Origin of the sequence: Metabacillus mangrovi (genome assembly GCF_009711125.1) — a bacterium.
Classification (GTDB): Bacteria; Bacillota; Bacilli; order Bacillales; family Bacillaceae; genus Metabacillus_B; species Metabacillus_B mangrovi.
In genome coordinates this window covers 335,262-359,326 of sequence record NZ_WMIB01000001.1, presented here as the reverse complement: position 1 = coordinate 359,326, position 24,065 = coordinate 335,262, and the positions used below count along the sequence as shown (strand labels likewise).

Below are 24,065 nucleotides of genomic sequence, written 5' to 3'. Positions count from 1 at the left end.
GAGGACTTGTCATGAACACGTTTTTAATCACGGCAGCACCAGTAATTCTGGTCATTTCGGCCATCGTCATCCTATTTGTATGGGGGGCAAAAGGGAAGTCCCCGCTAAACTAATTGTCAAGTGAGGAGATTCTCAATAAATGGAACAGCTGAGAAAGAGAGCTTTTGCTCATAAAAAATGGATGATTCCGCTGATTCTCTCATCTGTGTTTAATGGAGCCGTGCTGATCGGCCAGGCTTATTGCTTTGTATGGATCGTGAATGAAATCTTTTTGGAAAAAGGGGATTTTAAAACGGTTCTTCCGGTCTTCTTTATCCTGCTCGGCTTCCTGCTGTTTAGAGTCGTGACGCTTTTCAGCTCGAGGCGATCCGGTATAAAGCTCGGGACAGCTGTAAAGAAGGAAATACGCAGGGAGCTCGTTCAAACGTATGCAGATCATCCTCTGCAGGCATCGCTAAGCGGACAGACCGGGAAAAAAACCAGCATCCTTTTAGATGCGGTAGATGAAGTGGATCAGTACTACAGCTTTTATATTCCACAGGTGATTCAAACGGCGATTGTGCCGGTCTTCATTTTGGCAGCGGTGTTCTCACAGCACCTGTTTTCAGGTTTGCTGATGATGATCACTGCTCCGTTTTTCCCGATCTATATGATTGTGATCGGGCTGAAAACGCAAAAAAAAGCAGATAAGCAGATGGAAAAAATGACGGCCTTCTCCGGCCATTTTCTCGATGTCCTACAGGGACTTGTTACATTAAAGCTTATGGGTAAAGCAAAACAGCAGAAAGAGGCAATCCGCCAAAAAAGCTTTGCATTCCGTGATGCAACGATGGATGTTCTAAAAACGGCCTTTGCTTCTTCGCTCGCTTTGGAGTTTATCGCCATGCTCAGTGTAGGCCTCATCGCTTTTGAACTCGGTCTTCAGCTTGTCGTGTTTCAAAATGTTTCTTTTTTTGCTGCGTTTTTCATTTTGATTCTGGCCCCGGATTTTTATCTCGCTTTGCGGGATTTGGGCAGCGCGTTCCATGCAGGCCGGGGAAGCAGCGGAGCAGCATCTAAGATCAGTGAAGAATTGAATGCACGAGCGAGGCTCCAGGCTTGGGGAGAATCAGGATTATTAGACAGCAGCCCTCCTGAAATCAAGCTGGAACATGTTGATTTTGTGTACGAGAGCGGACCTTTCTCGCTGGAGGGGCTGAACCTCACCGTACACCCGCGTGAAAAGCTTGCTGTTATCGGTCCGAACGGCTCCGGAAAAACCACACTGCTCCGGCTGCTGTCCGGACTGATCGAGCCGTCCTCCGGAACGATTCACATAAACGGTAAGCCTAGAAACAGCTATCTGGAAAAAGAGTGGTTCTCAAAGCTCAGCTACATCTCCCAAAATCCGTACTTGTTTTCAGGTACGATCAGGGAGAACATCAGCCTTGGTGCTGAACATGACGTGACAGAGTCCGAACTGCACGCAGCAGCAGAAAAAGCAGGTCTTCTTGAGCTGGTTCAGTCCTTGGAATCCGGATTTGAAACGGAGATCGGAGAAGGGGGAAGAGGCTTATCAGGAGGCGAAAAACAGCGCATCGCTCTGGCAAGAGCCTTCATCAAAAAGCCGTCCATCATCCTCTTTGATGAACCGACTGTCGGATTGGATCTATCCACCGAGCAAATCCTGCAAGCATCGATCAAGGAATTGAGCCGTCACGCAAGCATGATTACAGTAGCTCACCGCCTCTATACGATCAAAGAGGCGGACACCATCGTCTATTTGGACAGCGGAAAAGTCCTGGCAGCCGGAACTCATCATCACCTTCTTAAAACGGTACCCGCTTACCGGAAAATGATGGATAACCAAAAGGGGGCGTTGGTCACTTGAAGGCTTTGATGATCGTCAGTCAAATGGTCATGAAAGAGAAAAAGGATGTCCTTTTATCAGCAGGTCTTGGAATAGCTGCTGCCTTGATTGGAATCTCCCTGTTTGGGGCGAGCGGGTATGTCATTTCAAAAGCCGCCCTTATTCCGCCCCTTTACACACTAACGATTATGCTCGCACTGCTTAAGGTATTTGGGATCGCCAGGGCCTTGGGCAAATATGCGGAACGGTATTATTCACACAGGGCGACCTTTACCATTCTAGGCAATCTCCGCAGCGGGTTTTTTGAAAAGCTTGAGCCGCTCCCGCCTTCTGTTTTAAAGCGCTGGAGAAGCGGGGATCTGCTTGCCCGGTTTGTAGGAGACGTTGAAAACCTGCAGAACTTCTTTTTAAGAGTCTTTTATCCGCCGCTCATCTTTTTCTTTGTCTTTACGGCTGTCATTTTCTTTACGGCTTTTTATTCTGTCTGGATCAGCTTGACATTGGGAATCGGAATGCTGATCACCGGCCTTGCCGCGCCTGCTTTTTTTGCCTGGCGCCAGCATAAGGCGAAGCAGTCGGTTCAGGCACAGAGGAATGAATTGTCAGCTGAAGCAGCGGAGTTCTTATATGGCTTCCGGGATCTTAAAATCCATCAAAAAGCCGAAACAAAAAAGCAGGATCTTCTTAAATTATCAGGCCTTGCCCTTGAGGAACAGGAAAGAAGACAGTCACTGGACAACGGCGGGCAAGCCGTAAATATGGCTGTATCCATGCTCGCTGTATGGTCCATCGCCATGATTGGTGCTTTTGAAGCTGCAAGCGGACAGCTGGACGGACTGTTTTTAGCGATGCTGATCATGATGGGGCTGAATGTGTTCGAGTATGCCTTCCCAATGGCAGCCCTCCCGGCTCATTTTGCGGATGCCCGCCGTTCAGCCATCCAGCTTCAATCCGTTGCGCAGGATAATGCCCATTCAGCAAAGGAGCCGGCCGAACCTTTTGCAGCGGATGCTGTGGAAATCATCATGGACGATGTGACCTTCGCCTATCCGGAGGACTTCAGAAATACATTGCATCATATCAGCCTGGAGTTGAAACTGGGATCGAGAACCGCGATTGTCGGTCCATCAGGGTCCGGAAAATCGACGATCCTTCAGATTCTCCTGAAGATGTACGAGCCTGAAAGCGGGTCACTGACCTGCAATCACCGTCCTTTTCAGTCCATTGATCAGGAAGACATCTGGCGCCTGGCCAACCCCGTCCTGCAGGAAAATCATTTTTTCTTTGGATCTATACGCGACAATCTGCTGCTTGCAAATGAGCATGCCACAGAAAAAATGATGGAACAGGCCTTGAAAGAAGCAGAGCTTAGCCAGTACAGCCTGGAGGACAAAGTTCTTGAAAAAGGGGAAAATTTATCAGGCGGCGAACGGCAGAAGCTTGCCCTAGCCCGCGCGTTTTTAAGGGAAGGACAGCTTTGGCTCCTGGATGAAGCCTTTTCTTCTATGGACCTGCTGACGGAAAAACGGCTGATGGAAAAAGTATTGGAGAAATCAGACGGAAAAACAGCTGTTTTCATCAGCCACAGGCTGGCTGGTCTGCAATCGATGGACCAAATCGTCGTGATGGAAGCGGGAAGGATAAAGGAAAAAGGAACTTATGAAGAGCTCATGAACAAAAAAGGGGACTTTTACAAGCTGAAGCAAGTTGAAGCAGCTGTTCTATCCTATTAATGATCCCTCGTGTACCGATTGGCTGAAAACCCTGGAAATGTGCTGCTGCGCATGCTTTCCGGGGTTTTCTTTTTCGCTGCTCGATGCCGGGAAAGAAGCGGAAAAGAAACACTCATTAAAAAAGGCACCTGTGCCGGAAGTCTTCAGGCACAGGTGCTTATAAGGGTCATCTTGCGATCGGGTTTTTCTCGCTGTCCAACGTAAATCCTTCTCCGAGCACATCATGGACATCGGTAACGGCTACGAATGCATGAGGATCGACGGAAGTGATAACTTGTTTGAGCATGACAATCTCTCTTTTATCAACGACGCAGTACAGGACATCCATCTCGTTTCCTGAGTAAGAGCCTTGCCCCTTGAGGATGGTTACACCGCGGTCCATCTCCTCGAGAATTTTTTTCGAAATCAGCAGGTTATCTCTGGAGATGATGGTTGCGCCTTTCGCCCCGTATGCCCCGTCCTGCAGGAAATCGATGACGCGGGCACCCACGAACACAGCAACAAGGGTATACATCGCCCTTTTCAGGTCAAGGTAGGTTAACAGTGAAAGTCCGATGACGCACACGTCAAAAAGAAACATGGTTTTTCCCATGCTGACCCCTTTGTATTTCTGCACGAGCCGTGCGATGATATCAACTCCGCCTGTAGTGCCGCCATACTTGAAGATAATTCCGAGTCCGACACCGATGAACACTCCGGCAAACAAGGATACGAGCAGCAAGTCGTTCTCCAGGTGAAGGGGGAACTGGTATTTCTGAAAAATCCAGAGGAACAAGGACAGACTCACAGTGCCGATTACGGTATAGATAAACGAAACCCGGCCGAGCAGTTTCCATCCCGCTGCGAACAGGGGAATATTCAGCACCAGGTTTGAGATCGAAGGATCGATGTTAAACTGGAAAAACAGCAGGAGGGTGATCCCCGTAAAACCGCCCTCTGCCAGTTCATTCTGCATATTAAAGTGGACGAGTCCAAATGCGAAGATAGCTGAACCGAGAAGGATAAACAAAATATTCTCAAATTTTAGACCGTACAATTGCAATCAGCTCCCAAATGGCTTATGTTGGCGTTAACATTATAGTTCAACCCGGAAGAAACAGCAAATCAAGGCGAAATGGCAAAGCAGATGGTATAATGTTGAACAGATTCATGGATTGATCTAAGGAAGCGGGGTTTATAGATGAAAGAAAAAAGCATGAAGGAGATCCAGAATGAAGTGGATCAATACATAGGCCAGTTTAAAGAAGGCTATTTCAGCCCGCTCGCCATGACGGCCAGACTGGCAGAGGAGCTCGGGGAGCTTGCCAGGGAAATCAATCACCGGTATGGTGAAAAACCGAAAAAATCATCCGAAGGTGATAAAGCGATTGAAGAAGAGCTAGGGGATGTCCTGTTTGTCCTTGTTTGTATGGCAAACTCGTTAAACATTGATCTAGCGCAGGCACATGACCTGGTCATGAACAAATTCACAGTACGGGATGCGAACCGCTGGACGAGAAAAGAGGAGAAGTAAAATGGAACAAATTAAAGTGGTCATCGCGGGGCCCCGCGGAAGAATGGGCAGAGAAGCCGTTAAACTTGCAGAAGAAACCCCTCATTTTACACTCGCCGGTGCACTCGACCGCAGGAACGGCGGAAGCAAACTGAGTGAAATCGGAGAAGGGTTCAGCAGTGAGGCTCGTATTTATGAAGACATTAAGGAATGTCTGTTTGAGACAAACCCGGACGTCCTCATTGATCTGACGACACCTGAAACCGGAATGTATCATGCGAAAACGGCTTTGGAAGCAGGAGTGAGACCGGTAGTGGGTACAACCGGATTTTCTGAAGAGGATCTGAAGGAGCTAAGGGAGCTGGCTGAAAGCCGGGGACTCGGTGCGATAATCGCCCCTAACTTCGCGGTGGGAGCCGTGCTGATGATGAAATTTTCACAGCTTGCCGCCAAATTTTTTCCTGACGTCGAGATTATTGAGCAGCACCATGACCGGAAGCTCGATGCTCCATCCGGAACAGGGTTGAAGACAGCTGAAATGATTTCGGAGATCAGAGAGGAAAAGCAGCAGGGCCATCCGGATGAAAAAGAAACCCTTGAAGGTGCAAGAGGTGCATCGTACAACGGGATCCGCATCCACAGCGTCAGGCTGCCAGGACTCGTTGCCCATCAGGAAGTGCTTTTCGGGGGAGAAGGCCAGACCCTTAAAATCAGGCATGATTCATATGACCGTAAATCCTTTATGTCAGGCGTCAGGCTGTCTGCCGAACAGGTAATGAAGATTGAGACGCTCGTTTACGGGCTGGAAAATATCATCGAATAGTGAGGGATACCAATGAAAATTGCACTGATCGCCCATGATAAAAAGAAGAATGATATCGTCCAGTTCTCCACTGCCTACAAAAGCATCCTTGAGGAGCATGAATTGTATGCAACTGGAACGACAGGTCTGCGTATTACGGAGGCGACCGGGCTTAAGATCACCAGATGCCAATCCGGCCCGCTCGGAGGAGATCAGGAAATCGGGGCGATGATTGCCCGCAATGAGATGGACACCGTTATTTTTTTCCGTGACCCTCTGACAGCACAGCCCCATGAACCGGATGTATCTGCCTTAATCCGTCTTTGCGACGTTTATGCGATTCCTCTCGCGACGAATATGGGAACAGCAGAAATCCTCATTCATGGTTTGGACCGGGGAGATCTGAAATGGAGGAAGGTGCTTCATCAGCGCCGGGAAGAGGAAGCGGATGAAGGAAGATAAACTGTTTATTCTCGCCTTTGGCGTCTATCCGGGCGATGCAGAAGCGGGAATGGGCGGCACGCTTGCCAAATACTCAAGCTTAGGAAAAGATACAGGGATTTGTGACCTGACAGAAGCAGAGCTGTCACCCGGTGTGTCAGTCGCAGAGAGGAAGAATCAGGCACGTTCAGCTGCTGAGATGCTCGGTGTGAAAAAAAGGGTTTTCCTTGATTTCCCGGACAGGGGTCTCTACATGGCAGCGTCCTACGTAGATCGTCTTGTCTCGGTCATCAGGAAATACCGGCCCGAGATCATCTGCATTCCGGCTAAAGAAAGAACAAAGCCCGATTTTGCATCCTGTGCGTCCTTAGTGAAAGAAGCTGTTCATTCTGCCGGGATCGACCGGTACAGAGACAGTCTGAATCTGCCCTCTCATTCCGTACGGCAACAGTTCAGCTATTTGGCAGCAGGTTTTCAGACTCCGGATTTTGTATTGGATATAACAGATTACACCGAGATAAAAAAAGCGGGCCTTGGGGCTTACGAAACAGATTCCAAGCTATACATAGAACATGCCCTTTTCAGGGAGCAGCATTATGGGTCCATGGTCCAGCGAGCATTTGGTGAAGGCTTCTTTAGCACAGATCCTATTTTGATTAATGAATTGCCAGGTGAGGAAAAATGAGAAAGAAGTTAAAAATCGGTATTACCTGCTATCCGTCCGTAGGCGGGTCAGGAGTAGTGGCAACAGAACTCGGAAAGCTTTTAGCAGAAAGAGGCCACGAAATTCATTTCATCACATCCAGTGTCCCTTTCCGGCTGAACAAAGTGTACAGCAATATTTATTTTCACGGTGTAGAAGTCAATCAGTATTCTGTATTCAAGCATCCCCCGTATGACCTCGCCCTCTCCAGCAAAATGGCTGAGGTAGCCCGGCGTGAGGACCTGGACTTGCTTCATGTCCATTACGCGATACCGCATGCGATTTGTGCTTTTTTAGCGAAGCAGATGACGGGCAGCCGTCTGAAATTCGTGACTACGCTGCATGGGACAGATATAACGGTTCTGGGCTCTGATCCATCGATGGCCCAGCTGATCCGCTTTGGGATAGAAGCTTCAGATCGCGTCACAGCTGTATCGAATGCGCTTGTCGAGCAGACTCACGAACTGATCGCACCCGACAAACATATCGAAACCGTTTACAATTTTATTGACGAGCGGATTTACTACAAAAAAGATGCTTCACGCCTGAAGGCAGCTTATAAGATCGAAGAACATGAAAAAGTGGTCATCCACGTTTCAAATTTCAGGAAGGTCAAGCGTGTCCAGGATGTGGTCCACACCTTCGCGCAGATCGCAGAGCAGATTCCTTCTAAACTTCTTCTGGTTGGAGACGGCCCGGAAATGTCTTCTGTATGCAGTCTAGTCGATGAACTTGGAATCAAGGATCAGGTTTTGCTCTTAGGGAAGCAGGAGAATCTGGATGAGCTGTATTCGATCAGTGATCTAAAGCTGCTGATGTCCGAGAAAGAGAGTTTTGGATTGGTCCTGCTTGAGGCGATGGCTTGCGGTGTTCCGTGCATCGGCACGGATGCAGGCGGGATTCCCGAGGTCATTTCCCATAATGAGAATGGTTACATTGTAGAAACGGGCAGCATCGGGGCCGCGGCTGCTCATGCCGTGAAACTTCTCGGCGATCCGGAGCTTCACAGACGTTTCTCAAAGCAGGCTGAGATCGCAGCCCAGGAACGATTCAAGAGAGACCAGATAGTCGAACAATATGAATCGATTTACTATGATCTGGTTCAGGGAGTCTGATGATATGGAAAAGGAATTTCTGCTGGCTATGCCGATAATAGAAGCCCTTGAGACGAGAGGATATGAGGCTTTTTTCGTTGGAGGGGCGGTGCGGGACAGACTGATCGGCAGGCCGATTCATGATGTGGACATTGCCACATCGGCTGCACCCGGGGACATACAAAAAGTGTTTCCAAAAACGATAGATGTCGGGGCCGAGCATGGAACCATTATCGTCATCCATTCCGGTCATCCTTATGAAGTCACAACCTTCCGGACGGAATCGGGTTATGCTGATCACCGCCGCCCGGACCGTGTAACGTTCGTGACCTCTCTTCTCGAAGATATGAAGAGGAGAGATTTTAAAATGAATGCCCTGGCAATGGACAAAAAGGGAAAGATCTATGATTACTTTAACGGCCGGGAGGATTTGCAGGCAGGGCTGATCTCAGCCGTCGGCAATCCGGCAGAAAGGTTTTCGGAGGATGCGCTCAGGATGCTGAGGGCCTTGAGGTTTTCAAGCCAGCTCGGATTTTCAGTATCGGAAGAAGCACTCTATGAAATTGAAAAGCTCGCGGGCTTAATGAAGGATATTTCCGCTGAACGCAAGCTTGCCGAAGTAGACAAGCTTTTACAGGGCAAAAATGTGAACGCTGCTCTTCGTTTGCTGATCCGGACAGGCCTTCACGAGTATTTGCCAGGTTTCGGTACCAGATCTGCAGGCCTGCATCGCTTTTCAGGCCGTTCTTTTGAGAAGCTTGAAGCAAACGAAAGGTGGGCTTTATTGCTGTACGATATAAGACCGGATGATCCTAAGGATTTCCTGAAGCACTGGAAAATGTCTGGAAGCCGGATCGCAGAGATTGCCGCGGTGTATCAGTATCTGCTCGCGAGGCTTGCCGGCAGCTGGACTGAAGAGCTGCTCTATGAAGCTGGCGGGAAAACAGTCATCAGTACGGAGAAAATCTGTTCAGAACAGCCGGAATGGTCAGCTGAACGTGATGCTGCAGACAGGTACAGGCAGCTGCCGATCTTCAGCAGAAAAGATCTGGCAGTCAATGGAAATGATCTCCTGCGTATTGCAGGCAAGCCTCCGGGGTCATGGGTTTCAGCACTGCTGGGCCGGATTGAAGCTGAGGTGCTCGCAGGAAGACTGCAAAACGATAGAGAAGAGATCGGGAGGTGGCTGGAAAATTGGAGCAGGAAAACCGAAACGTAAAGCAAAAGCTGCTGGAAGCATTTTCGGAGGCGGAGGATGATTTTGTATCCGGCCAGAAAATCAGTGAGCTGCTTGGCCTTTCAAGGACAGCTATATGGAAGCATATCGAAGGTCTTCGCAATGAAGGGTACGAAGTGGAAGCGGTAAGGAGGATGGGCTACAGGCTGATCAATAAGCCCTTATCGCTCAGTAAAGGAGAAATCCAGTCCGGATTGAATACACAATTTATTGGTCAGAGCATCTATTACGAAAAGTCGGTTCCTTCCACCCAGAAGATCGCGCACCGGCTCGCAGGGGAAGGCGCTGCCGACGGAACCGTTGTCATTGCAGATGAGCAGACAGAGGGAAGAGGGCGGCTTGCAAGAGTGTGGTACTCCCCCATTCATACCGGGATCTGGATGAGCTGCATCTTGAAGCCGAAAATCCCCATCAGCCAGACACCTCAGCTTACTTTGCTTGCGGCGGTTGCCATCGTCCAGGCAATCGAGGAGACGACAGGGATCTCCCCTTCCATCAAATGGCCGAACGACATTTTAATAAACGGCCGGAAAGCAGTGGGAATATTAACTGAATTGCAGGCAGAAGCGGATTCCGTCCATTCTGTGATTATTGGAACGGGAATCAACGTCAACCAGTCCCCCGAAGATTTCCCCGCAGGCATTCAGCAAATCGCGACGTCCTTAAAAATCGAAAAGGGGTCCGAGGTTTCGAGAGCCGTTCTCGTTCAGGCGATCCTCCGGAATCTTGAACAGCTGTACACTGCTTACCTGTCCTCGGGGTTCAGACCGGTCAAGCTGCTGTGGGAATCCTATGCTATCAGCCTTGGGAAAACAGTCATTGCAAGGACTCTTCAGGGCACCATCACAGGGAAGGCCATCGGCATTAACGATGAAGGCGTTCTCCTGCTGGAAACGATGAACGGAAGCATTGAGAAAATCTATTCTGCTGATATTGAGCTGCCTGAAAAGGAAAAATAATTGAAAAAATAAAACGGTTTGATATACTTAACTCGGGCAGTATCCCTTTTCATTGGAACTGCACCTGTAAAGCATGATCCATACATTTTATAAAGCGTCTGCCTTGATCCACAGGACTGGGACAGAGGAATGATCCGTGTGCGCGAAGTCTCCATTCCTTCTTTCCTGATGAAAGAAGGAATTTTTATATTTCGGATACCTTTGTTCCTCCAGATGAAGAGGAGGAAAAGAATGAAAAACAGAACCGATTTACAGAAAATGAAGCAGGAAGACCAGCCGGTTGCGATGATTACGGCCTATGACTATCCTTCTGCAAAGCAGGCAGAAGCAGCGGGAGCCGATATGATTCTGGTCGGTGATTCACTCGGAATGGTGGTATTGGGTTACGATTCCACCATCCCCGTTACGATGGAGGATATGATCCACCATACGAAAGCTGTAAAAAGAGGGGCTCCTGATACGTTCATTGTGACGGATATGCCGTTCATGAGCTATCACTCATCCAAGGCTGAAACGCTGAAAAACGCAGCCCGCCTCATGCAGGAAGCAGGCTGCCATGCCGTGAAGCTGGAAGGAGCAGGTGAAGTGACGGAAATGATCAGGGCCCTCACGGACAGCGGTGTGCCCGCCGTCGCCCACCTTGGACTTACTCCACAGTCAGTAGGCGTGCTTGGAGGCTATAAGGTTCAGGGGAAATCGAAAGAAGCTGCGGCAAAGCTGCTTCAGGACGCTATCGCATGCGAGAAGGCGGGCGCGGCTGTGCTGGTGCTCGAATGTGTGCCGAGGCAGCTGGCAGCTGTAATCCGGCAGGAACTTTACATCCCTGTTATCGGAATCGGGGCGGGTGCAGAAACGGATGGCCAGGTGCTTGTGTATCATGATATTACCGGATACGGAGTGAGCCGCGTTCCTAAATTCGTCAAGCAGTACGGCCAGGCAGATGCTGACATGGGGAAGGCATTATCCAGCTATGTTGATGAAGTGAAGAACCGGATTTTCCCGAGTGCAGAGCATACATTCACAATGAATGAAGAGCTGCTTGAAGGATTATATGGAGGATTGAGAAAGTGAAGACAGTCAATACCATATCAGAAGCAAGAGATGAAATAGCAGGGTGGAAGGAGGCCGGCCATTCAGTCGGATTCGTTCCTACCATGGGGTTCCTGCATGAGGGGCATCTGGAATTGATCCGGCACGCAGCGTCAGAAAACAGACGTACCGCAGTCAGTATTTTTGTTAATCCCACCCAATTCGGTCCGAATGAGGATTTCGAATCCTACCCGAGGGACCTTGAGCGGGATCTGGAGCTTGCAAAAGAAGCAGGCGCGGATCTTGTTTTTGCTCCGGCAGCTTCTGAAATGTACAGGGGAACTCCGGCGGTCACGATGAAAGCAGCTGCCAGGACAGATGTCCTCTGCGGTGAATCCAGGCCGGGCCATTTTGACGGAGTCGTAACCGTGCTGACGAAACTTTTCCATATCCTTCAGCCAGACCGGGCGTACTTCGGAAAAAAGGATGCCCAGCAGGTAGCCGTCGTAAAAGGACTGACGGATGAATTTTTCTTCCCGCTTGAAATCGTCCCGGTTGAGACGGTAAGGGAATCAGACGGCCTCGCGAAGAGTTCAAGGAATGTTTTCCTGACGGAGGACGAAAGGATGCAGGCACCGAAAATTTATAAAGCTCTGCAGGCTGGACAGCGTAATTATGAGGATGGATTCCATGCAGAATCAGCTAAGACTGAGATCCTGCGCCATCTTGCAGAAATCGAGGGCGGGGAAACGGATTATGCAGAAATTCTGCAATATCCTGAGCTCGTGCCTGTTACGGAACAAAGCCGTGAAATAATTGCTGCTGCTGCAGTGAAATTTTCCGGTGCAAGACTGATCGATAATATAATCTGGACAGTTAACAAAGGGGGAAACTAAATGTTCCGCACCATGATGAACGCTAAAATACACCGTGCCAGGGTAACTGAGGCAAACCTTAATTATGTAGGCAGCATTACCATTGATGAAGAGATTCTGGATGCTGTGGGGATGACAGCTAATGAAAAAGTCCAGATTGTGAATAATAACAATGGAGCAAGATTTGAAACGTACATTATTCCCGGCATGAGGGGATCCGGAGTCGTGTGTTTGAACGGAGCGGCAGCGAGACTCGTTCAGGAGGGGGATGTTGTCATAATTATTTCTTATGCCATTATTCCGGAAGAACGCGTCAGCACTCATACTCCTAAAGTCGCAATCATGGATGAAGAGAACCGTATAGTTGAAATGCTTGGCACAGAGCCCGCTTCAACAATCCGGATATAATCAGGCAGATGGCCGGTTTGGCAGGGAAACCGGCCATTTTCTATTCAACAGGAGTCTGATCGCTCTTGAATGGTGAAGTGCTTTCTTCATCAGCAGTGAAGGCGTTTTGTGCCGGAAAGTGTTACAATGTACTGGAATGGAAGCTGATTGAGGTGTCATAAATGGATGATCGCCGATACGTTGTATTGGATGTTGAAACAACTGGAAGTTCCCCTAAAAAGGGTGAAAAAATTATACAATTCGCGGCTGTTGTATGGGAGAACGGAAGAATTTCTGAGCGGTTCATGAGCTATGTGAATCCGCTTAAGCCCATACCGGCTTTTATAGAAGAGTTAACTGGAATAAGCACGGAAATGGTAGAGGGTGCCCCTGTCTTTTCTGACATTGCCGCTGATATCTGCCGTCTTCTGGATGGCGCCTCGTTCGTCGCGCACAACGTTCATTTTGACTTGTCTTACGTACAGGCGGAGCTGGAGCAGGCGGGGTATCCTCGCTTTATGGGATCCATTATGGATACTGTTGAGCTTTCCCGGCTGATGTTTCCGTCATTTGAGAGCTATAAGCTTTCTGAACTGTGCAGGGAGCTTGAAATTTTGCATGACCGGCCTCATCAGGCGGACAGTGACGCAGAGGCTACAGCAGAAATTTTTGGATTGATCCTCTCAAGGCTTGAGAAGCTGCCTCTGGTCACCCTTAAAAGCCTGAGGAAGCTCTCGGAGGCTTTTATCAGCGATCTCGATGAAGTGCTTGAGGAGATCATTGAAAGAAAAGGGGATTTTCCTTCGACCGCTTCCGGAAACAGAACCGAAGTCTTCGGTTCCCTGGCATTTTCCCCAGTCTTTACACGAAAGGAGGAGCCGCTTCCTGAAAAAGCAAGCCAGCCGGATTTCTCCGAACTTTTCTTGCGTATGGAGGAAAGCATATCAGGCTATGAAGAGCGTAACCACCAGCAGCAGCTGATGCTTTCGGTATATGAGGCGCTCGCAAACCGTGAGCACTTGCTGGCAGAAGCTCCAGCCGGCACCGGCAAATCGATCGGCCTGCTGATCCCCTCTTTGAAATACGCGCTTGAAACGGGGAAGGGGTTTATCTACAGCACACATACCGTTACGCTGCAAAATCAGCTGCTGGAAAAGGATCTCCCGCTTGCAGAAAAAATCCTCGGCAAAAGGATTAAAGCTGCGGTCCTTAAAGGCGAATCGCATTACATCTGTCCTCATAAATTTGAGCTGGCATTGATGGAGAAGGATGATAACTACGATTCCAACCTGACAAAATCCCAGCTCCTCATCTGGCTTCAGGAGACGGAAACGGGCGATGCAGATGAACTGAACATCCCGTCCGGCGGGAGAATGCTATGGGAGAGAATCCATCATGATCACCTATCCGCTCACCCGGATAACCCTTACCGGGACCGGTCGTTCTATCATCTCGCACGGAAAAAAGCGGAACAGAGCCAGGTGGTGATTGTCAATCATGCTCTTCTGCTGAATGATGCAGCGAATGGCCGGCAGCAGCTTCCGGATACAGAGGAGATCCTCATCGATGAGGCCCATCATCTGGAAAGAATCGCAGGCGACCAGTGGGGAGTGAGGCTGGAGTATGCATCGATCCATGCCTGGCTGCAGCGGATCGGCCATCTTTATTCGGATAATCTGCTCGCCGCGGCGGCCGGATGGTTTGAAAACAACAGTGAAAAAGGATACGATCTGTGCTTAGAGCTGGATGTGCTGCTCAAAGAATTCAGTGAAGAACTGGATGAATTTTTTACGGCCCTGCACTCTACAGTATTAAGAAAAAAGAAAACTTCCGGGAACTGGGTTTCCTACACAGTAGATGAATTAGTGCTTGAAGATCCATACTGGCAGGCGATCGGAGAACTCGCAGACAGGATCCGCTTTTACATACTCGACCTGACATCCATTATGAAAAAGCAAAAACAGCTTCTTTCCCATATGGAATTGCCGCTGAAGGTTCAGACCCGTATGAATGAATATTTCTCGATTGCCGAGAAGCTTCAAAAAGCGGGGGAAGCTGTGTCATTGCTGTTTTCAACCGGAGCTTCAGATACAGCAGGCTGGATTGAAGTGGAAGCGAAAGGTGCAAAAAATGCTGCTGCCCTATGCAGCAGGCCTGTTGCAATCGGGGAAATGCTTGCGGGCAGCCTTTTTGAAAAGCACAGGTCTGTCATCCTGGCTTCCGGCACACTTGCTGTCAATGGTTCTTTTGACTACTGTATAAGAGAACTTGGCCTTGCCGATTTTTATCCGAAGAAGCTGATCCTTCCGCAGGCATATGACTACAGGAAGCAGGCAAAGCTGTTTATCCCTTCCGATATTCCCGGAATCCGGGATGTGAGTCAGGAAAAATACACAGAAGCGGCTGCGGAAGGCATTGCTGAATTTGTCCGCACAGTAAAAGGGAAAGCCCTTGTTCTCTTTACATCCTTTGAGATGCTGAGAAGCACGCAGCAGCATTTGAAAGCAAATGAACAGCTCTCTGATTATACGGTACTCGGTCAGGGTTCAGGTGCAGGAGGAAAAGGAAAGCTGATTAAATCCTTCAGGCAGCTCGATAAAGCCCTGCTCCTCGGAACGAACAGCTTTTGGGAGGGCATTGACCTGCCTGGTGAGGAACTGGAAGCCATCATCATGGTGCGGCTTCCTTTCGCACCTCCCGATCAGCCCGTCAATTCAGCCAAAACAAAAAGGATCGAAAGAGAAGGGAAAAACGGATTTTACGATTTTTCTCTTCCTGAAGCCGTCCTTAAATACAGACAGGGCTTCGGCAGGCTGATCCGCTCGGGCCGCGACAGGGGTGTCCTCATGGTGATGGACCGCAGGATCCTGACGGCGCGCTACGGCCAATCCTTCCTGCAGGCAGTACCTGGTCTGGAAGTTCATTACAAGCCGGTTAAAGAACTGGCCGAAATTGCAGCAGACTGGCTGAAGAAATAAAAAACGGCTGAAGAGCTTGTCTTCAGCCGGAAAAATTGGTGTGGGTTCAGGAAGAAATTATTTTCACTGAATCGTACGGTTCTTGTTATAATGGAACCACCTGCAGAACGATCTGCACTGCTGTAATCTTATTGTGCCGCCAATAGGAAGACATATTAGTTACAATTTTTGTGGCGTACAGGAGGAAATTGTTATGGAAAGCAAAATTGAAATCCTTTCTACAGTAAAAGTGGAGCATTCAGATGATCTTTATAAAATCGTGGACTCCCTGAACAGAACATTAAAAAGGGAAAATCTGATGTTTGGCCTCGCGCTCGATGAGCAGGATCAAAGCAAGGCTGTATTCACGATTTACCGTACATAGCAGGAGTACATAATGAGTAAAAAATGGCTGATTATTCTGATCATCACCGCAGCTGGCGCCGGTATTGGCTGGTTTGTCACCTCAGCCGTACAGGCAGGCATTCATCGTACGGAAGACGGAAAAAAGGCGGCAGAAGCCGCAGTCCTGGACAGCGATTCACTCGTCTCGGCAGAAAAAACCACCGTGTTTAACGGTCCCACTGAAAACTCCAAGCCGGTATACGCGGTTTACGGAAGGAATGCGGGCGGCAAGGAAGCGGCTTCCCTCGTGAGGTCTGGCAGGCTGAAAGAGAAACCGGTAACGGTGATCCTGTCGGATATCATTTCAGAGAGCAGGGCTTCAAAGATCTCCAGGCAGGAATACTCCCCGAAAAAAATGATCAGTGTCAAACTCGGGCTGCTTCCGCAGAAAAATAAGCAAGTGCCTGTGTGGGAAGTGAAATACATCGACAGCTACAGCCGTTACACATATGATTATATTGATGCAAAATCAGGTACGATGTTAGCGCATATTGCAATTAAATAGGAGGAATTTTCCCGATGAAATTAGCGAAAAGAGCGGCATCCTTAACACCATCCACTACACTTGCCATTACGGCCAAAGCAAAGGAACTGAAGGCTGCGGGGCATGATGTGATCGGCCTCGGGGCTGGAGAACCGGACTATAACACCCCGGAAGCCATCATTAAAGCAGCGGAAGCATCCATGGAAAAGGGATACACAAAATACACGCCTTCAGGAGGCTTAAAAGAACTGAAGGATGCCATCATCGATAAATTTAAAGAAGATCAGGGGCTTTCGTATACGCCTGCAGAAGTAATTGTCTGCACGGGTGCAAAGCATGCCCTGTACACACTTTTTCAAGTGATCCTGGATGAAGGGGACGAAGTAATCGTTCCATCCCCATATTGGGTAAGCTATCCTGAACAAGTGAAGCTCGCCGGAGGCAAGCCGGTTATTATCGAAGGCAGCGAAGAAAAGCAATTCAAGATTACGCCTGAGCAGATCGCCCACGCCGCAAACGATCGCACGAAAGCGCTCATCCTTAATTCTCCAAGCAATCCGACCGGGATGATTTATACGGAGGAGGAACTGATCGCGATTGGTGAAACATGCATCAAGCATGATCTGCTGATTGTGTCAGACGAAATTTATGAAAAGCTTGTTTACGGGGAAGCGAAGCATTTTTCCATCGCACAGCTGTCAGCTGAACTGAAAGAACGCACCGTCGTGATCAACGGTGTCTCAAAGTCCCATTCCATGACGGGATGGAGAATCGGTTATGCTGCAGGGCCGAAAGAGATCATCAGCGCCATGACGAACCTCGCAAGCCACAGTACATCCAATCCGGCTTCTATGGCCCAGTACGGGGCAATCGAAGCTTACAGGGGATCTCAGGAGCCTGTTGAGGACATGCGCAAATCGTTTGAAAACAGACTGGATCAGACGCATGCGCTGCTTGAAAAAATACCGGGATTCCGATGCATCAAGCCGCAGGGAGCCTTTTACCTGTTCGCAAATGCAAGTGAAGCAGCTAGAGCTACCGGGCATGAATCAGTGGACGCGTTCGTTGAAGCGCTCCTTTCAGAAGAAAAAGTAGCGCTCGTCCCGGGATCAGGCTTCGGTTCTCCTGATCACGTACGTCTGTCCTACGCTACATCCCAGGATCAGTTAACAGAAGCGCTTGCCAGAATCAGCAGGTATATGGAGAACCATCAAGCATAAAAGGAGGGCGGTGTACGCGCCGCCCTTTTTTAATGGCAGCACCGTATTGACCTGCTCATCCTGCCGTTAGTATAATAAAAAACATACATATTCGGACAAGGGTCCGTGGAGGGAATTTTGAAGTGAAAACAACTATATCTCAAGTAAGCCAATATACAGGAAAAGAAGTCACGATCGGTGCCTGGATCGCCAATAAACGCTCCAGCGGCAAGATTGCTTTTTTGCAGCTCAGGGACGGAACAGGTTTTATGCAGGGAGTCGTAGTCAAGGCTGAAGTTTCCGAAGAAATTTTTCAAAAGGCAAAGTCTGTGACCCAGGAAACATCTGTATATGTTACTGGAATCATCCGGGAAGACGAGCGGTCTCCGTTCGGATTTGAAATGGGAGTCACGAATGTAGAAGTGATCCACGAAGCTGTGGATTATCCGATCACGCCTAAAGAGCACGGTACGGAGTTTCTGATGGACCACCGCCATCTATGGCTCAGATCCAAACGCCAGCACAGCGTGATGAAGATCCGGAATGAAATTATCCGGGCGACCTACGAATTTTTCAACAAAGAAGGATTTGCCAAAGTAGATCCTCCAATCCTTACCGGAAGTGCGCCTGAAGGCACATCCGAACTGTTCCATACAAAATATTTCGATGAAGATGCTTATCTGTCCCAAAGCGGACAGCTTTATATGGAGGCAGCTGCCATGGCACTCGGAAAGGTGTTTTCTTTTGGACCGACGTTCCGTGCCGAGAAATCCAAAACACGCCGCCATCTTATCGAATTCTGGATGATCGAACCGGAAATGGCTTTTTATGAATTTGAGGACAATCTGATCGTACAGGAAAACTATGTCTCCTTTATCGTTCAAAGCGTACTGGAAAACTGCCGCTTAGAGCTCGGCGTGCTGGGAAGAGATACAGAGAAGCTGGAGAAAATTAAAGCGCCGTTCCCGAGGATCACATACGATGAGGCTCTTAAAATGCTCCATGAAAAAGGCTTCGATGATATTAAATGGGGTGATGATTTCGGTGCGCCGCATGAAACCGCCATCGCTGAAAGCTTTGACATGCCGGTATTCATCACGCATTACCCTACATCGCTCAAGCCGTTTTATATGCAGCCTGCAAAAGACCGCGAGGATGTTGTGCTGTGTGCAGACCTGATTGCCCCTGAAGGGTACGGGGAAATTATCGGCGGATCAGAAAGAATCCATGACCAGGAGCTGCTGAAGCAGAGACTTGAAGAGCATGGTCTTGAAAATGAAGCATACAAATGGTACCTTGAACTTCGTAAATACGGCTCTGTTCCTCACTCAGGCTTCGGTTTGGGCCTTGAACGGACAGTAGCATGGATCAGCGGAGTGGAACATGTCCGCGAATCCATTCCGTTCCCAAGACTTCTTAATCGCTTATACCCATAATGCACAATGAAGCGAAGTCTCCATGATTGGAGACTTTTTTCAGCCAATGAAGGCCTTTATACATGCAGCCTGAGCGCTGTGAAAAAAAGAGAAAGGAGGGGGACTGCATGAAAAAAGAACAATTCATCTCTATGCAAATGGAAGGGTCAGTCAGCCTCCCCGCAGTTCTGCTCCTTAATTATCCGAAGCTTGGACTGCTTGAGCCTGAAATGATCCTTTTGCTTCAGGTTCAGCTGTTTATTCAGCAGGGAAATCCGTTTCCCACACCGGATGAACTGTCAGGCAGAATGTCATCTTCTTCTCCAGACTGCTCCATGATGCTGAGAGGATTGATTCAGCGCGGGTTCCTAAAGATCGAGGAGCAGGAGGTAGGGTATGAAAAGTATACCCTTGAACCGCTTTGGGATAAGCTCTTCCGCTTTTTAACGGTGCCTGAGCAGCAGGAATGCGAACCGGAAATTACGGATGAGAGCCTGTACACAGTATTCGAACAGGAATTCGGCAGGCCGCTATCCCCATTTGAATGTGAGACGCTTGGAATCTGGATGGACCAGGATCATCACGACCATGAAATTATTAAAGCTGCCTTAAGGGAATCCGTTATTTCTGGCAAGCTTAATTTCCGCTATATAGACCGCATCCTGTTTGAATGGAAACGCAAGGGGATAAAAACAATTGAACAGGCGAAACAAAGTTCAAGACAGTTCCGCTATGCGCAGGGAAAAAGCAAGCCGGCTGCTGATGCAGCAAGTGAACCTTATCAGCGCAAAGTTCCTTTCTATAACTGGCTTGAAAATTAGAAGGTAGGTTCTGGTATGCTGACTAAAACCCAAATAAGAAGAGCATTGGATCAAATGGGGGAGCTCTTTCCGGAGGCACACTGCGAGTTGGTTCATGAGAATCCTTTTGAGCTGGTAATTGCGGTTGCACTCTCCGCCCAATGTACGGACGCACTCGTCAACAGGGTGACAAAAAATCTGTTTCAAAAGTACAAGACACCAGAGGATTATCTCGCAGTGACGCTTGAGGAGCTTCAGGAAGACATCCGGTCTATCGGACTGTACCGGAATAAAGCAAAAAACATCCGCAATTTGTGTGCGCTTCTTCTGGAAGAGTACAACGGAGAGGTGCCCAAGGACCGCGATGAACTGGTGAAGCTTCCGGGTGTAGGCAGGAAAACAGCCAATGTCGTTGTTTCAGTTGCTTTTGGGATCCCTGCGATTGCAGTGGACACCCACGTCGAACGGGTCTCGAAAAGACTCGGATTCTGCAGATGGAAAGACTCTGTACTTGAGGTCGAGAAGACGCTGATGAAGAAAATCCCTGCAGAGGAATGGTCGGATACCCATCACCGGATGATTTTCTTCGGCCGTTACCACTGTAAAGCCCAGGCTCCAAAATGCGGCGAATGCCCGCTGTTTGATCTGTGCAGAGAGGGAAGCAAAAGAATGAAGAAGGGGCTCATCCAGTATGCCAAATGACGTTTTCAGCGTGCCCGATTCCTTTCAGCTTCCGGTTCTGCAGCCGCTGAACGTGTGGTATACAGATCTTAATAAAAAGCCGGAAGAAATCCTTCCTGACTTTCCTCTCCTATTTGACGTCCTGCAGTCTGAAAACAAATTCGTTTCCTACAGCCCCTGGAAGCATCACGAGCATACCGTCCCGCTTCTTTTCGGGTACTGCAGGGACGTGTCAGCGAGGCAGGAGGACAGATTCAGACAGGAGCGGGGAAAAGCCTCTCCTGAGCTGACGGGCCGCTTATTCTGCCTGTTTATCGCCTGCTTGCACTGGGCCGGCGGCCAGCCGGTATCCTCCCTTCAAAAAGAACCGCCAAATCTCGGCACCGAACCGCTCAATTTGCGGGAAAGGCTGGGCTATATAAAAGAAAATCCGCTTCAGTTTCATTCCTTTATTCAGCTGAACCAGCTCGTTACAGAGCTTGAAAAGCTCTATTTGAAAAAAATGGCCATGTCAAAATACAAGTAAAACCCCGCGAAGGCGGGGTTTTTTTGTGTGTTATGGAACGGATCTTGCAGGTCAGACACAGATTTCCTATAGCGGATAGTAGATAGCACAGTGCTGCATACGGAATACCAGCAAAGCAAAATTGCAAACATTCCCGCCCATCCTGGTTCACTTCGGCATGCCGGTACCCAGATGGGAAGCAGCTGTATCTAACTGCTGTATGGTTCTCCATCAGCCGTAAAAAAGAGACCAGCCGGATCTTGTCGCCGGCTGGTCTCTTTAAATCGTCTATTAATCGTCGTCTCCACCGTCATCATCTGATTCGCCTGTACCGCCGTTACCGCCAGTACCACCGGTTCCATCCTGGCCGGGAGGAGGGGTTCCGGGCTGTTCAGGCTGATCAGGCTGGCCGTCATCCTGGCCTCCGCCGCCTTGGCCTCCATCGTCCTGGCCGCCATCTCCGCCGTCAGCAGGAGGTTCGGTTGGAGGGGGTTCTTCTCCAGCAGGAGGTTCTTGTCCTTCATTTCCGCCCCCGTCTGCCGGAGGAGGCTCTTCCGGATTCTGTCCATCTTCTGCAGGAGGTTCTTGAGCTGCCGGTACTGTAATCGAAGCAGCGGCAGGCTCGCTTCTGGATCCATCACTGTCACTTACAGCTGTAACCAGGAATTGGTACGTTGATCCTGGCTGAGGGCCCGAAACAGAGAAGCTTGTTCCTTTTGTGCTCGTTGCCGTTTGGGAAGGACCGCCATCCTGTGATAGAGCGACTTCGAATGTAACGCCTTCCTGGCCATCCCAGGAAACATTAATTACATTGGAAGCCTGATCATAGTTGACCGATAAGCCGGAAGGTTTTTCAGCTGCCGGTTTTTCTTCCTCAGGTTCTTCCTCTTCCTCTGGCTGCTGGAATTGATTTGACTCCTCATTTGGCTCTGTTCCTTTAACGAAATACTCGGTTGTCTTTTTGCTTTCCGGAGTATATGGACCCGCTTTTACAGCCGGATCTGATCCTGTCAGTACTTCAACTTCTGAAACGCTTGCCGGCTTTTTAAATCTGGAATCATCAGAAGACGTTTTTGAGAGCACAGATTTGAAAATTTTCCTTGCCATATCGTCCTCTGTATCACTCAGCCCCTGATCTTTTCCAGTCCATACGGAAAGCGTGGCAGAAGGGGTATAGCCAACGAACCAGGAATCTTTTGAATTATTGGATGTACCTGATTTACCGGCGATATCCAGTCCGGGTACATTGGCTGCTGCACCGGTTCCGCCCGGTTCAAGCACATCTCTTAGCATGTCGGTAACCATAAATGCTGTGGAATCCTTCATAGCCGCCTTCGGTTCCGGTGCAAGATCCATCTTTGTACCATCCTGGTATTCAACGGATTTTACAACGTGCGGTTCTATGTAGAATCCTCCGTTGCCGAATGCGCTGTATGCACCGGCCATGTGCATGCTGGAGACATGGTCATAGCCGCCGATCGCGGATGATTCATAAAATTCTTCGCTCGGCATCCCGAGACCGAGAGCAAATTCCTTTGCTTTGTCCAGGCCTACTTCATTAAGCGTTTTAACAGCAGGCGTATTCATTGACTTCTTCAGGGCTTCACGGATTGAAACCTTTCCATAATACCTGTCACCGAAGTTTCTGAAAGACTTGCCGTTTGAATATTCATGCTTTTCATCAACAATCTGATGATGGGTTGACCATTTTAAGTATTCGACCGCCGGTCCGTAATCAAGCACGGGCTTAATCGTCGAACCCGGAGAACGTTTTGGCTGGATGGCGTAATTGAAATCAGCCTGCGGGCCACGTCCGCCGAGCGCCCTGATCTCACCAGTCTGGGTATTCGTCAAAGTCAAACCGGTCTGGAACTCCTCACTATCCGGAAGGTTGATCACTTCACCCGCCATGATGGAGTTTACATACTTTTGAGCATCAGGATCAATGCTCGTATAGATTTTCAGGCCGGCTGAACTGACTTCTACATCTGTCTTGCTTTTAATTTCGCTTGTGATTTTTTCAACAAATGCTTTATATGGATTGCTATCTTCCTTCGGTTTTACAAGGGCAGCGGTGACATCCACTTGTTTTGCCTGATCTGCTTCCTCTGAAGTAATGAAGCCGTGCTCAACCATGAGAGTAAGGACGGTATCGCGGCGATTTTTTGCCCGCTCCGGCTCCACCCTCGGGTTATAGTTGTTCGGAGCCTTGACCATTCCGGCAAGCATCGCTGCTTCATCAAGGGTGAGATCTTTTACTTCTTTTCCATAGAAATTTTCGGCTGCTTTTCCAATTCCGTATGTGTTGCCGGTGTAGTACAGCTTGTTCAGATACAGCTCCATAATTTCCTGCTTGCTGAATTTACGCTCAAGCTGGAAGGCGAGCCATACTTCCTGGACTTTCCGTTCAACCGACTTTTCGTTCGTCAGCAGGTAGTTTTTAATGACCTGCTGGCTGATGGTGCTGCCGCCCTGTGTCCCGAAGCCTTCTTTCAGGTTGGCGATAACGGCTCCGCCAAGTCTGATGAAGTCGACGCCGCTGTGCTCGTAGAAACGGGCATCCTCCGTAGCAAGAAAGGCGTTCTCAACGTTCTCAGGTATATCCTTATAAGGGACGTACGTTCTTTTTTCTTCTCCGCCGATCTCAAATATTTCGTTTCCGTCTTTATCATAAACTTTGGATGTGTAGATGGATTTCAGTTTTTCCTGGTCAAGAGAAGGGGATTTTGCCACCATCACACCAAATGCGACTCCTCCGGCGATCATGAGAATCACGCATGCCGCAAGAATGCCTACGGCGATTTTTTTCCACAGCGGGCCATTTTTACGGCCGCTTTTTTTTCTGGCTGGTTTAGAAGATCTTCTTCGCTCTTCACGACTTTGATATTTTTCTGACATTTGATCTCTACCTTTCGTTCTTAAACCATAATGCACTACTTAATTAGCTCTGTTAAACTTGGTTGTTGATTTCCGCTGCAGGCGTTCGCTCATCCAGGGGCGGGCGGTGAGCCTCCTCGC

23 protein-coding genes are annotated in these 24,065 nt (G+C 49.0%); 21 read left to right on the top strand and 2 right to left on the bottom strand.

Features of this window, described 5'->3' with window-relative positions; all coding sequences use genetic code 11:
- Window positions 1-11 precede the first annotated feature (11 nt).
- Genes cydS through cydC form a run of 3 tightly spaced genes read left to right on the top strand, consistent with a single transcriptional unit; the run spans window position 12 to window position 3,582 of the window.
- Window positions 12-113, top strand: a complete 102-nt coding sequence (gene cydS / locus GKZ89_RS21555) for a cytochrome bd oxidase small subunit CydS family protein (RefSeq protein WP_430696519.1) — start codon at window positions 12-14, stop codon at window positions 111-113.
- Between the two features lie 26 nt (window positions 114-139).
- Window positions 140-1,870 (top strand): thiol reductant ABC exporter subunit CydD, encoded by a 1,731-nt coding sequence (cydD, locus tag GKZ89_RS01945; RefSeq protein ID WP_155110681.1) that lies wholly within the window; start codon window positions 140-142, stop codon window positions 1,868-1,870.
- Window positions 1,867-3,582 (top strand): thiol reductant ABC exporter subunit CydC, encoded by a 1,716-nt coding sequence (gene cydC, locus GKZ89_RS01940; RefSeq protein ID WP_155110680.1) that lies wholly within the window; start codon window positions 1,867-1,869, stop codon window positions 3,580-3,582. The genes cydD and cydC overlap by 4 nt, the downstream gene beginning before the upstream one ends.
- 166 nt (window positions 3,583-3,748) lie before the next feature.
- On the opposite strand, the gene GKZ89_RS01935 is transcribed toward cydC, so the two are convergent.
- Window positions 3,749-4,618: a YitT family protein gene (locus tag GKZ89_RS01935; RefSeq protein ID WP_155110679.1), complete on the bottom strand. Its 870-nt coding sequence runs from the start codon at window positions 4,616-4,618 to the stop codon at window positions 3,749-3,751.
- A gap of 144 nt (window positions 4,619-4,762) precedes the next feature.
- On the opposite strand from GKZ89_RS01935, the gene GKZ89_RS01930 reads away from it, so the two are divergent.
- The 18 genes from GKZ89_RS01930 to GKZ89_RS01845 all read left to right on the top strand — a co-directional run bounded on the left by GKZ89_RS01930 (window position 4,763) and on the right by GKZ89_RS01845 (window position 21,068).
- The gene (locus tag GKZ89_RS01930) at window positions 4,763-5,095 is read left to right on the top strand and encodes a nucleotide pyrophosphohydrolase (RefSeq protein WP_155110678.1); all 333 of its coding nucleotides are present in this window, start codon (window positions 4,763-4,765) and stop codon (window positions 5,093-5,095) included.
- 1 nt (window position 5,096) lies between these two features.
- Entirely contained in the window at window positions 5,097-5,897 is an 801-nt protein-coding gene (dapB, locus tag GKZ89_RS01925; RefSeq protein ID WP_155110677.1) for a 4-hydroxy-tetrahydrodipicolinate reductase, read from the top strand.
- A 12-nt stretch (window positions 5,898-5,909) separates the two neighbouring features.
- Window positions 5,910-6,338, top strand: a complete 429-nt coding sequence (mgsA, locus tag GKZ89_RS01920) for a methylglyoxal synthase (protein WP_155110676.1) — start codon at window positions 5,910-5,912, stop codon at window positions 6,336-6,338.
- Window positions 6,325-7,002: a bacillithiol biosynthesis deacetylase BshB1 gene (gene bshB1 / locus GKZ89_RS01915; protein WP_155110675.1), complete on the top strand. Its 678-nt coding sequence runs from the start codon at window positions 6,325-6,327 to the stop codon at window positions 7,000-7,002. The genes mgsA and bshB1 overlap by 14 nt, the downstream gene beginning before the upstream one ends.
- Window positions 6,999-8,135, top strand: a complete 1,137-nt coding sequence (gene bshA, locus GKZ89_RS01910; RefSeq protein ID WP_155110674.1) for an N-acetyl-alpha-D-glucosaminyl L-malate synthase BshA — start codon at window positions 6,999-7,001, stop codon at window positions 8,133-8,135. The genes bshB1 and bshA overlap by 4 nt, the downstream gene beginning before the upstream one ends.
- Window positions 8,136-8,139: 4 nt before the next feature.
- Complete coding sequence (locus tag GKZ89_RS01905; RefSeq protein ID WP_162356365.1) at window positions 8,140-9,333, top strand: CCA tRNA nucleotidyltransferase; 1,194 nt, start codon at window positions 8,140-8,142, stop codon at window positions 9,331-9,333.
- Window positions 9,297-10,310: a biotin--[acetyl-CoA-carboxylase] ligase gene (locus GKZ89_RS01900; RefSeq protein ID WP_338324876.1), complete on the top strand. Its 1,014-nt coding sequence runs from the start codon at window positions 9,297-9,299 to the stop codon at window positions 10,308-10,310. The genes GKZ89_RS01905 and GKZ89_RS01900 overlap by 37 nt, the downstream gene beginning before the upstream one ends.
- A gap of 231 nt (window positions 10,311-10,541) precedes the next feature.
- Window positions 10,542-11,381 carry a 3-methyl-2-oxobutanoate hydroxymethyltransferase gene (gene panB, locus GKZ89_RS01895; protein ID WP_155110672.1) on the top strand — a complete coding sequence of 280 codons (840 nt, stop codon included), beginning with the start codon at window positions 10,542-10,544 and terminating at the stop codon, window positions 11,379-11,381.
- Window positions 11,378-12,235 carry a pantoate--beta-alanine ligase gene (panC, locus tag GKZ89_RS01890; RefSeq protein ID WP_162356363.1) on the top strand — a complete coding sequence of 286 codons (858 nt, stop codon included), beginning with the start codon at window positions 11,378-11,380 and terminating at the stop codon, window positions 12,233-12,235. Before panB ends, panC begins: the two co-directional genes overlap by 4 nt.
- Window positions 12,236-12,622 carry an aspartate 1-decarboxylase gene (gene panD / locus GKZ89_RS01885; RefSeq protein WP_155110671.1) on the top strand — a complete coding sequence of 129 codons (387 nt, stop codon included), beginning with the start codon at window positions 12,236-12,238 and terminating at the stop codon, window positions 12,620-12,622. It abuts the gene before it with no gap.
- 161 nt (window positions 12,623-12,783) lie between these two features.
- On the top strand, window positions 12,784-15,579 hold the full coding sequence (gene dinG, locus GKZ89_RS01880) for an ATP-dependent DNA helicase DinG (RefSeq protein ID WP_155110670.1): 2,796 nt from the start codon (window positions 12,784-12,786) through the stop codon (window positions 15,577-15,579).
- A 193-nt stretch (window positions 15,580-15,772) separates the two neighbouring features.
- On the top strand, window positions 15,773-15,943 hold the full coding sequence (locus GKZ89_RS01875) for a YpmA family protein (RefSeq protein WP_155110669.1): 171 nt from the start codon (window positions 15,773-15,775) through the stop codon (window positions 15,941-15,943).
- 12 nt (window positions 15,944-15,955) lie between these two features.
- On the top strand, window positions 15,956-16,468 hold the full coding sequence (locus GKZ89_RS01870) for a PepSY domain-containing protein (protein ID WP_155110668.1): 513 nt from the start codon (window positions 15,956-15,958) through the stop codon (window positions 16,466-16,468).
- A gap of 14 nt (window positions 16,469-16,482) precedes the next feature.
- Complete coding sequence (locus GKZ89_RS01865; RefSeq protein ID WP_155110667.1) at window positions 16,483-17,667, top strand: pyridoxal phosphate-dependent aminotransferase; 1,185 nt, start codon at window positions 16,483-16,485, stop codon at window positions 17,665-17,667.
- A gap of 122 nt (window positions 17,668-17,789) precedes the next feature.
- On the top strand, window positions 17,790-19,082 hold the full coding sequence (asnS, locus tag GKZ89_RS01860) for an asparagine--tRNA ligase (protein WP_162356361.1): 1,293 nt from the start codon (window positions 17,790-17,792) through the stop codon (window positions 19,080-19,082).
- Window positions 19,083-19,189: 107 nt separating this feature from the next.
- Window positions 19,190-19,882: a DnaD domain-containing protein gene (locus GKZ89_RS01855; RefSeq protein WP_155110666.1), complete on the top strand. Its 693-nt coding sequence runs from the start codon at window positions 19,190-19,192 to the stop codon at window positions 19,880-19,882.
- Window positions 19,883-19,897: 15 nt separating this feature from the next.
- On the top strand, window positions 19,898-20,563 hold the full coding sequence (gene nth, locus GKZ89_RS01850; RefSeq protein WP_155110665.1) for an endonuclease III: 666 nt from the start codon (window positions 19,898-19,900) through the stop codon (window positions 20,561-20,563).
- Window positions 20,553-21,068: a YpoC family protein gene (locus tag GKZ89_RS01845; protein ID WP_155110664.1), complete on the top strand. Its 516-nt coding sequence runs from the start codon at window positions 20,553-20,555 to the stop codon at window positions 21,066-21,068. The genes nth and GKZ89_RS01845 overlap by 11 nt, the downstream gene beginning before the upstream one ends.
- A gap of 270 nt (window positions 21,069-21,338) precedes the next feature.
- Here the strand turns inward: GKZ89_RS01845 and GKZ89_RS01840 are convergent, their stop codons facing one another.
- A complete protein-coding gene (locus GKZ89_RS01840; protein WP_155110663.1) occupies window positions 21,339-23,945 on the bottom strand; it encodes a transglycosylase domain-containing protein in 2,607 nt (868 codons plus the stop codon).
- Window positions 23,946-24,065 lie beyond the last annotated feature (120 nt).

What these genes read in the sequence shown, in the direction of transcription:
- cydS (WP_430696519.1), top strand. Translation starts at nt 12, where the DNA reads ATGAACACGTTTTTAATCACGGCAGCACCAGTAATTCTGGTCATTTCG.
- cydD (WP_155110681.1), top strand. Translation starts at nt 140, where the DNA reads ATGGAACAGCTGAGAAAGAGAGCTTTTGCTCATAAAAAATGGATGATT.
- GKZ89_RS01930 (WP_155110678.1), top strand. Translation starts at nt 4,763, where the DNA reads ATGAAAGAAAAAAGCATGAAGGAGATCCAGAATGAAGTGGATCAATAC.
- dapB (WP_155110677.1), top strand. Translation starts at nt 5,097, where the DNA reads ATGGAACAAATTAAAGTGGTCATCGCGGGGCCCCGCGGAAGAATGGGC.
- mgsA (WP_155110676.1), top strand. Translation starts at nt 5,910, where the DNA reads ATGAAAATTGCACTGATCGCCCATGATAAAAAGAAGAATGATATCGTC.
- bshB1 (WP_155110675.1), top strand. Translation starts at nt 6,325, where the DNA reads ATGAAGGAAGATAAACTGTTTATTCTCGCCTTTGGCGTCTATCCGGGC.
- bshA (WP_155110674.1), top strand. Translation starts at nt 6,999, where the DNA reads ATGAGAAAGAAGTTAAAAATCGGTATTACCTGCTATCCGTCCGTAGGC.
- GKZ89_RS01905 (WP_162356365.1), top strand. Translation starts at nt 8,140, where the DNA reads ATGGAAAAGGAATTTCTGCTGGCTATGCCGATAATAGAAGCCCTTGAG.
- panB (WP_155110672.1), top strand. Translation starts at nt 10,542, where the DNA reads ATGAAAAACAGAACCGATTTACAGAAAATGAAGCAGGAAGACCAGCCG.
- panD (WP_155110671.1), top strand. Translation starts at nt 12,236, where the DNA reads ATGTTCCGCACCATGATGAACGCTAAAATACACCGTGCCAGGGTAACT.
- dinG (WP_155110670.1), top strand. Translation starts at nt 12,784, where the DNA reads ATGGATGATCGCCGATACGTTGTATTGGATGTTGAAACAACTGGAAGT.
- GKZ89_RS01875 (WP_155110669.1), top strand. Translation starts at nt 15,773, where the DNA reads ATGGAAAGCAAAATTGAAATCCTTTCTACAGTAAAAGTGGAGCATTCA.
- GKZ89_RS01870 (WP_155110668.1), top strand. Translation starts at nt 15,956, where the DNA reads ATGAGTAAAAAATGGCTGATTATTCTGATCATCACCGCAGCTGGCGCC.
- GKZ89_RS01865 (WP_155110667.1), top strand. Translation starts at nt 16,483, where the DNA reads ATGAAATTAGCGAAAAGAGCGGCATCCTTAACACCATCCACTACACTT.
- GKZ89_RS01855 (WP_155110666.1), top strand. Translation starts at nt 19,190, where the DNA reads ATGAAAAAAGAACAATTCATCTCTATGCAAATGGAAGGGTCAGTCAGC.
- nth (WP_155110665.1), top strand. Translation starts at nt 19,898, where the DNA reads ATGCTGACTAAAACCCAAATAAGAAGAGCATTGGATCAAATGGGGGAG.
- GKZ89_RS01845 (WP_155110664.1), top strand. Translation starts at nt 20,553, where the DNA reads ATGCCAAATGACGTTTTCAGCGTGCCCGATTCCTTTCAGCTTCCGGTT.
- GKZ89_RS01840 (WP_155110663.1), bottom strand. Translation starts at nt 23,945, where the DNA reads ATGTCAGAAAAATATCAAAGTCGTGAAGAGCGAAGAAGATCTTCTAAA.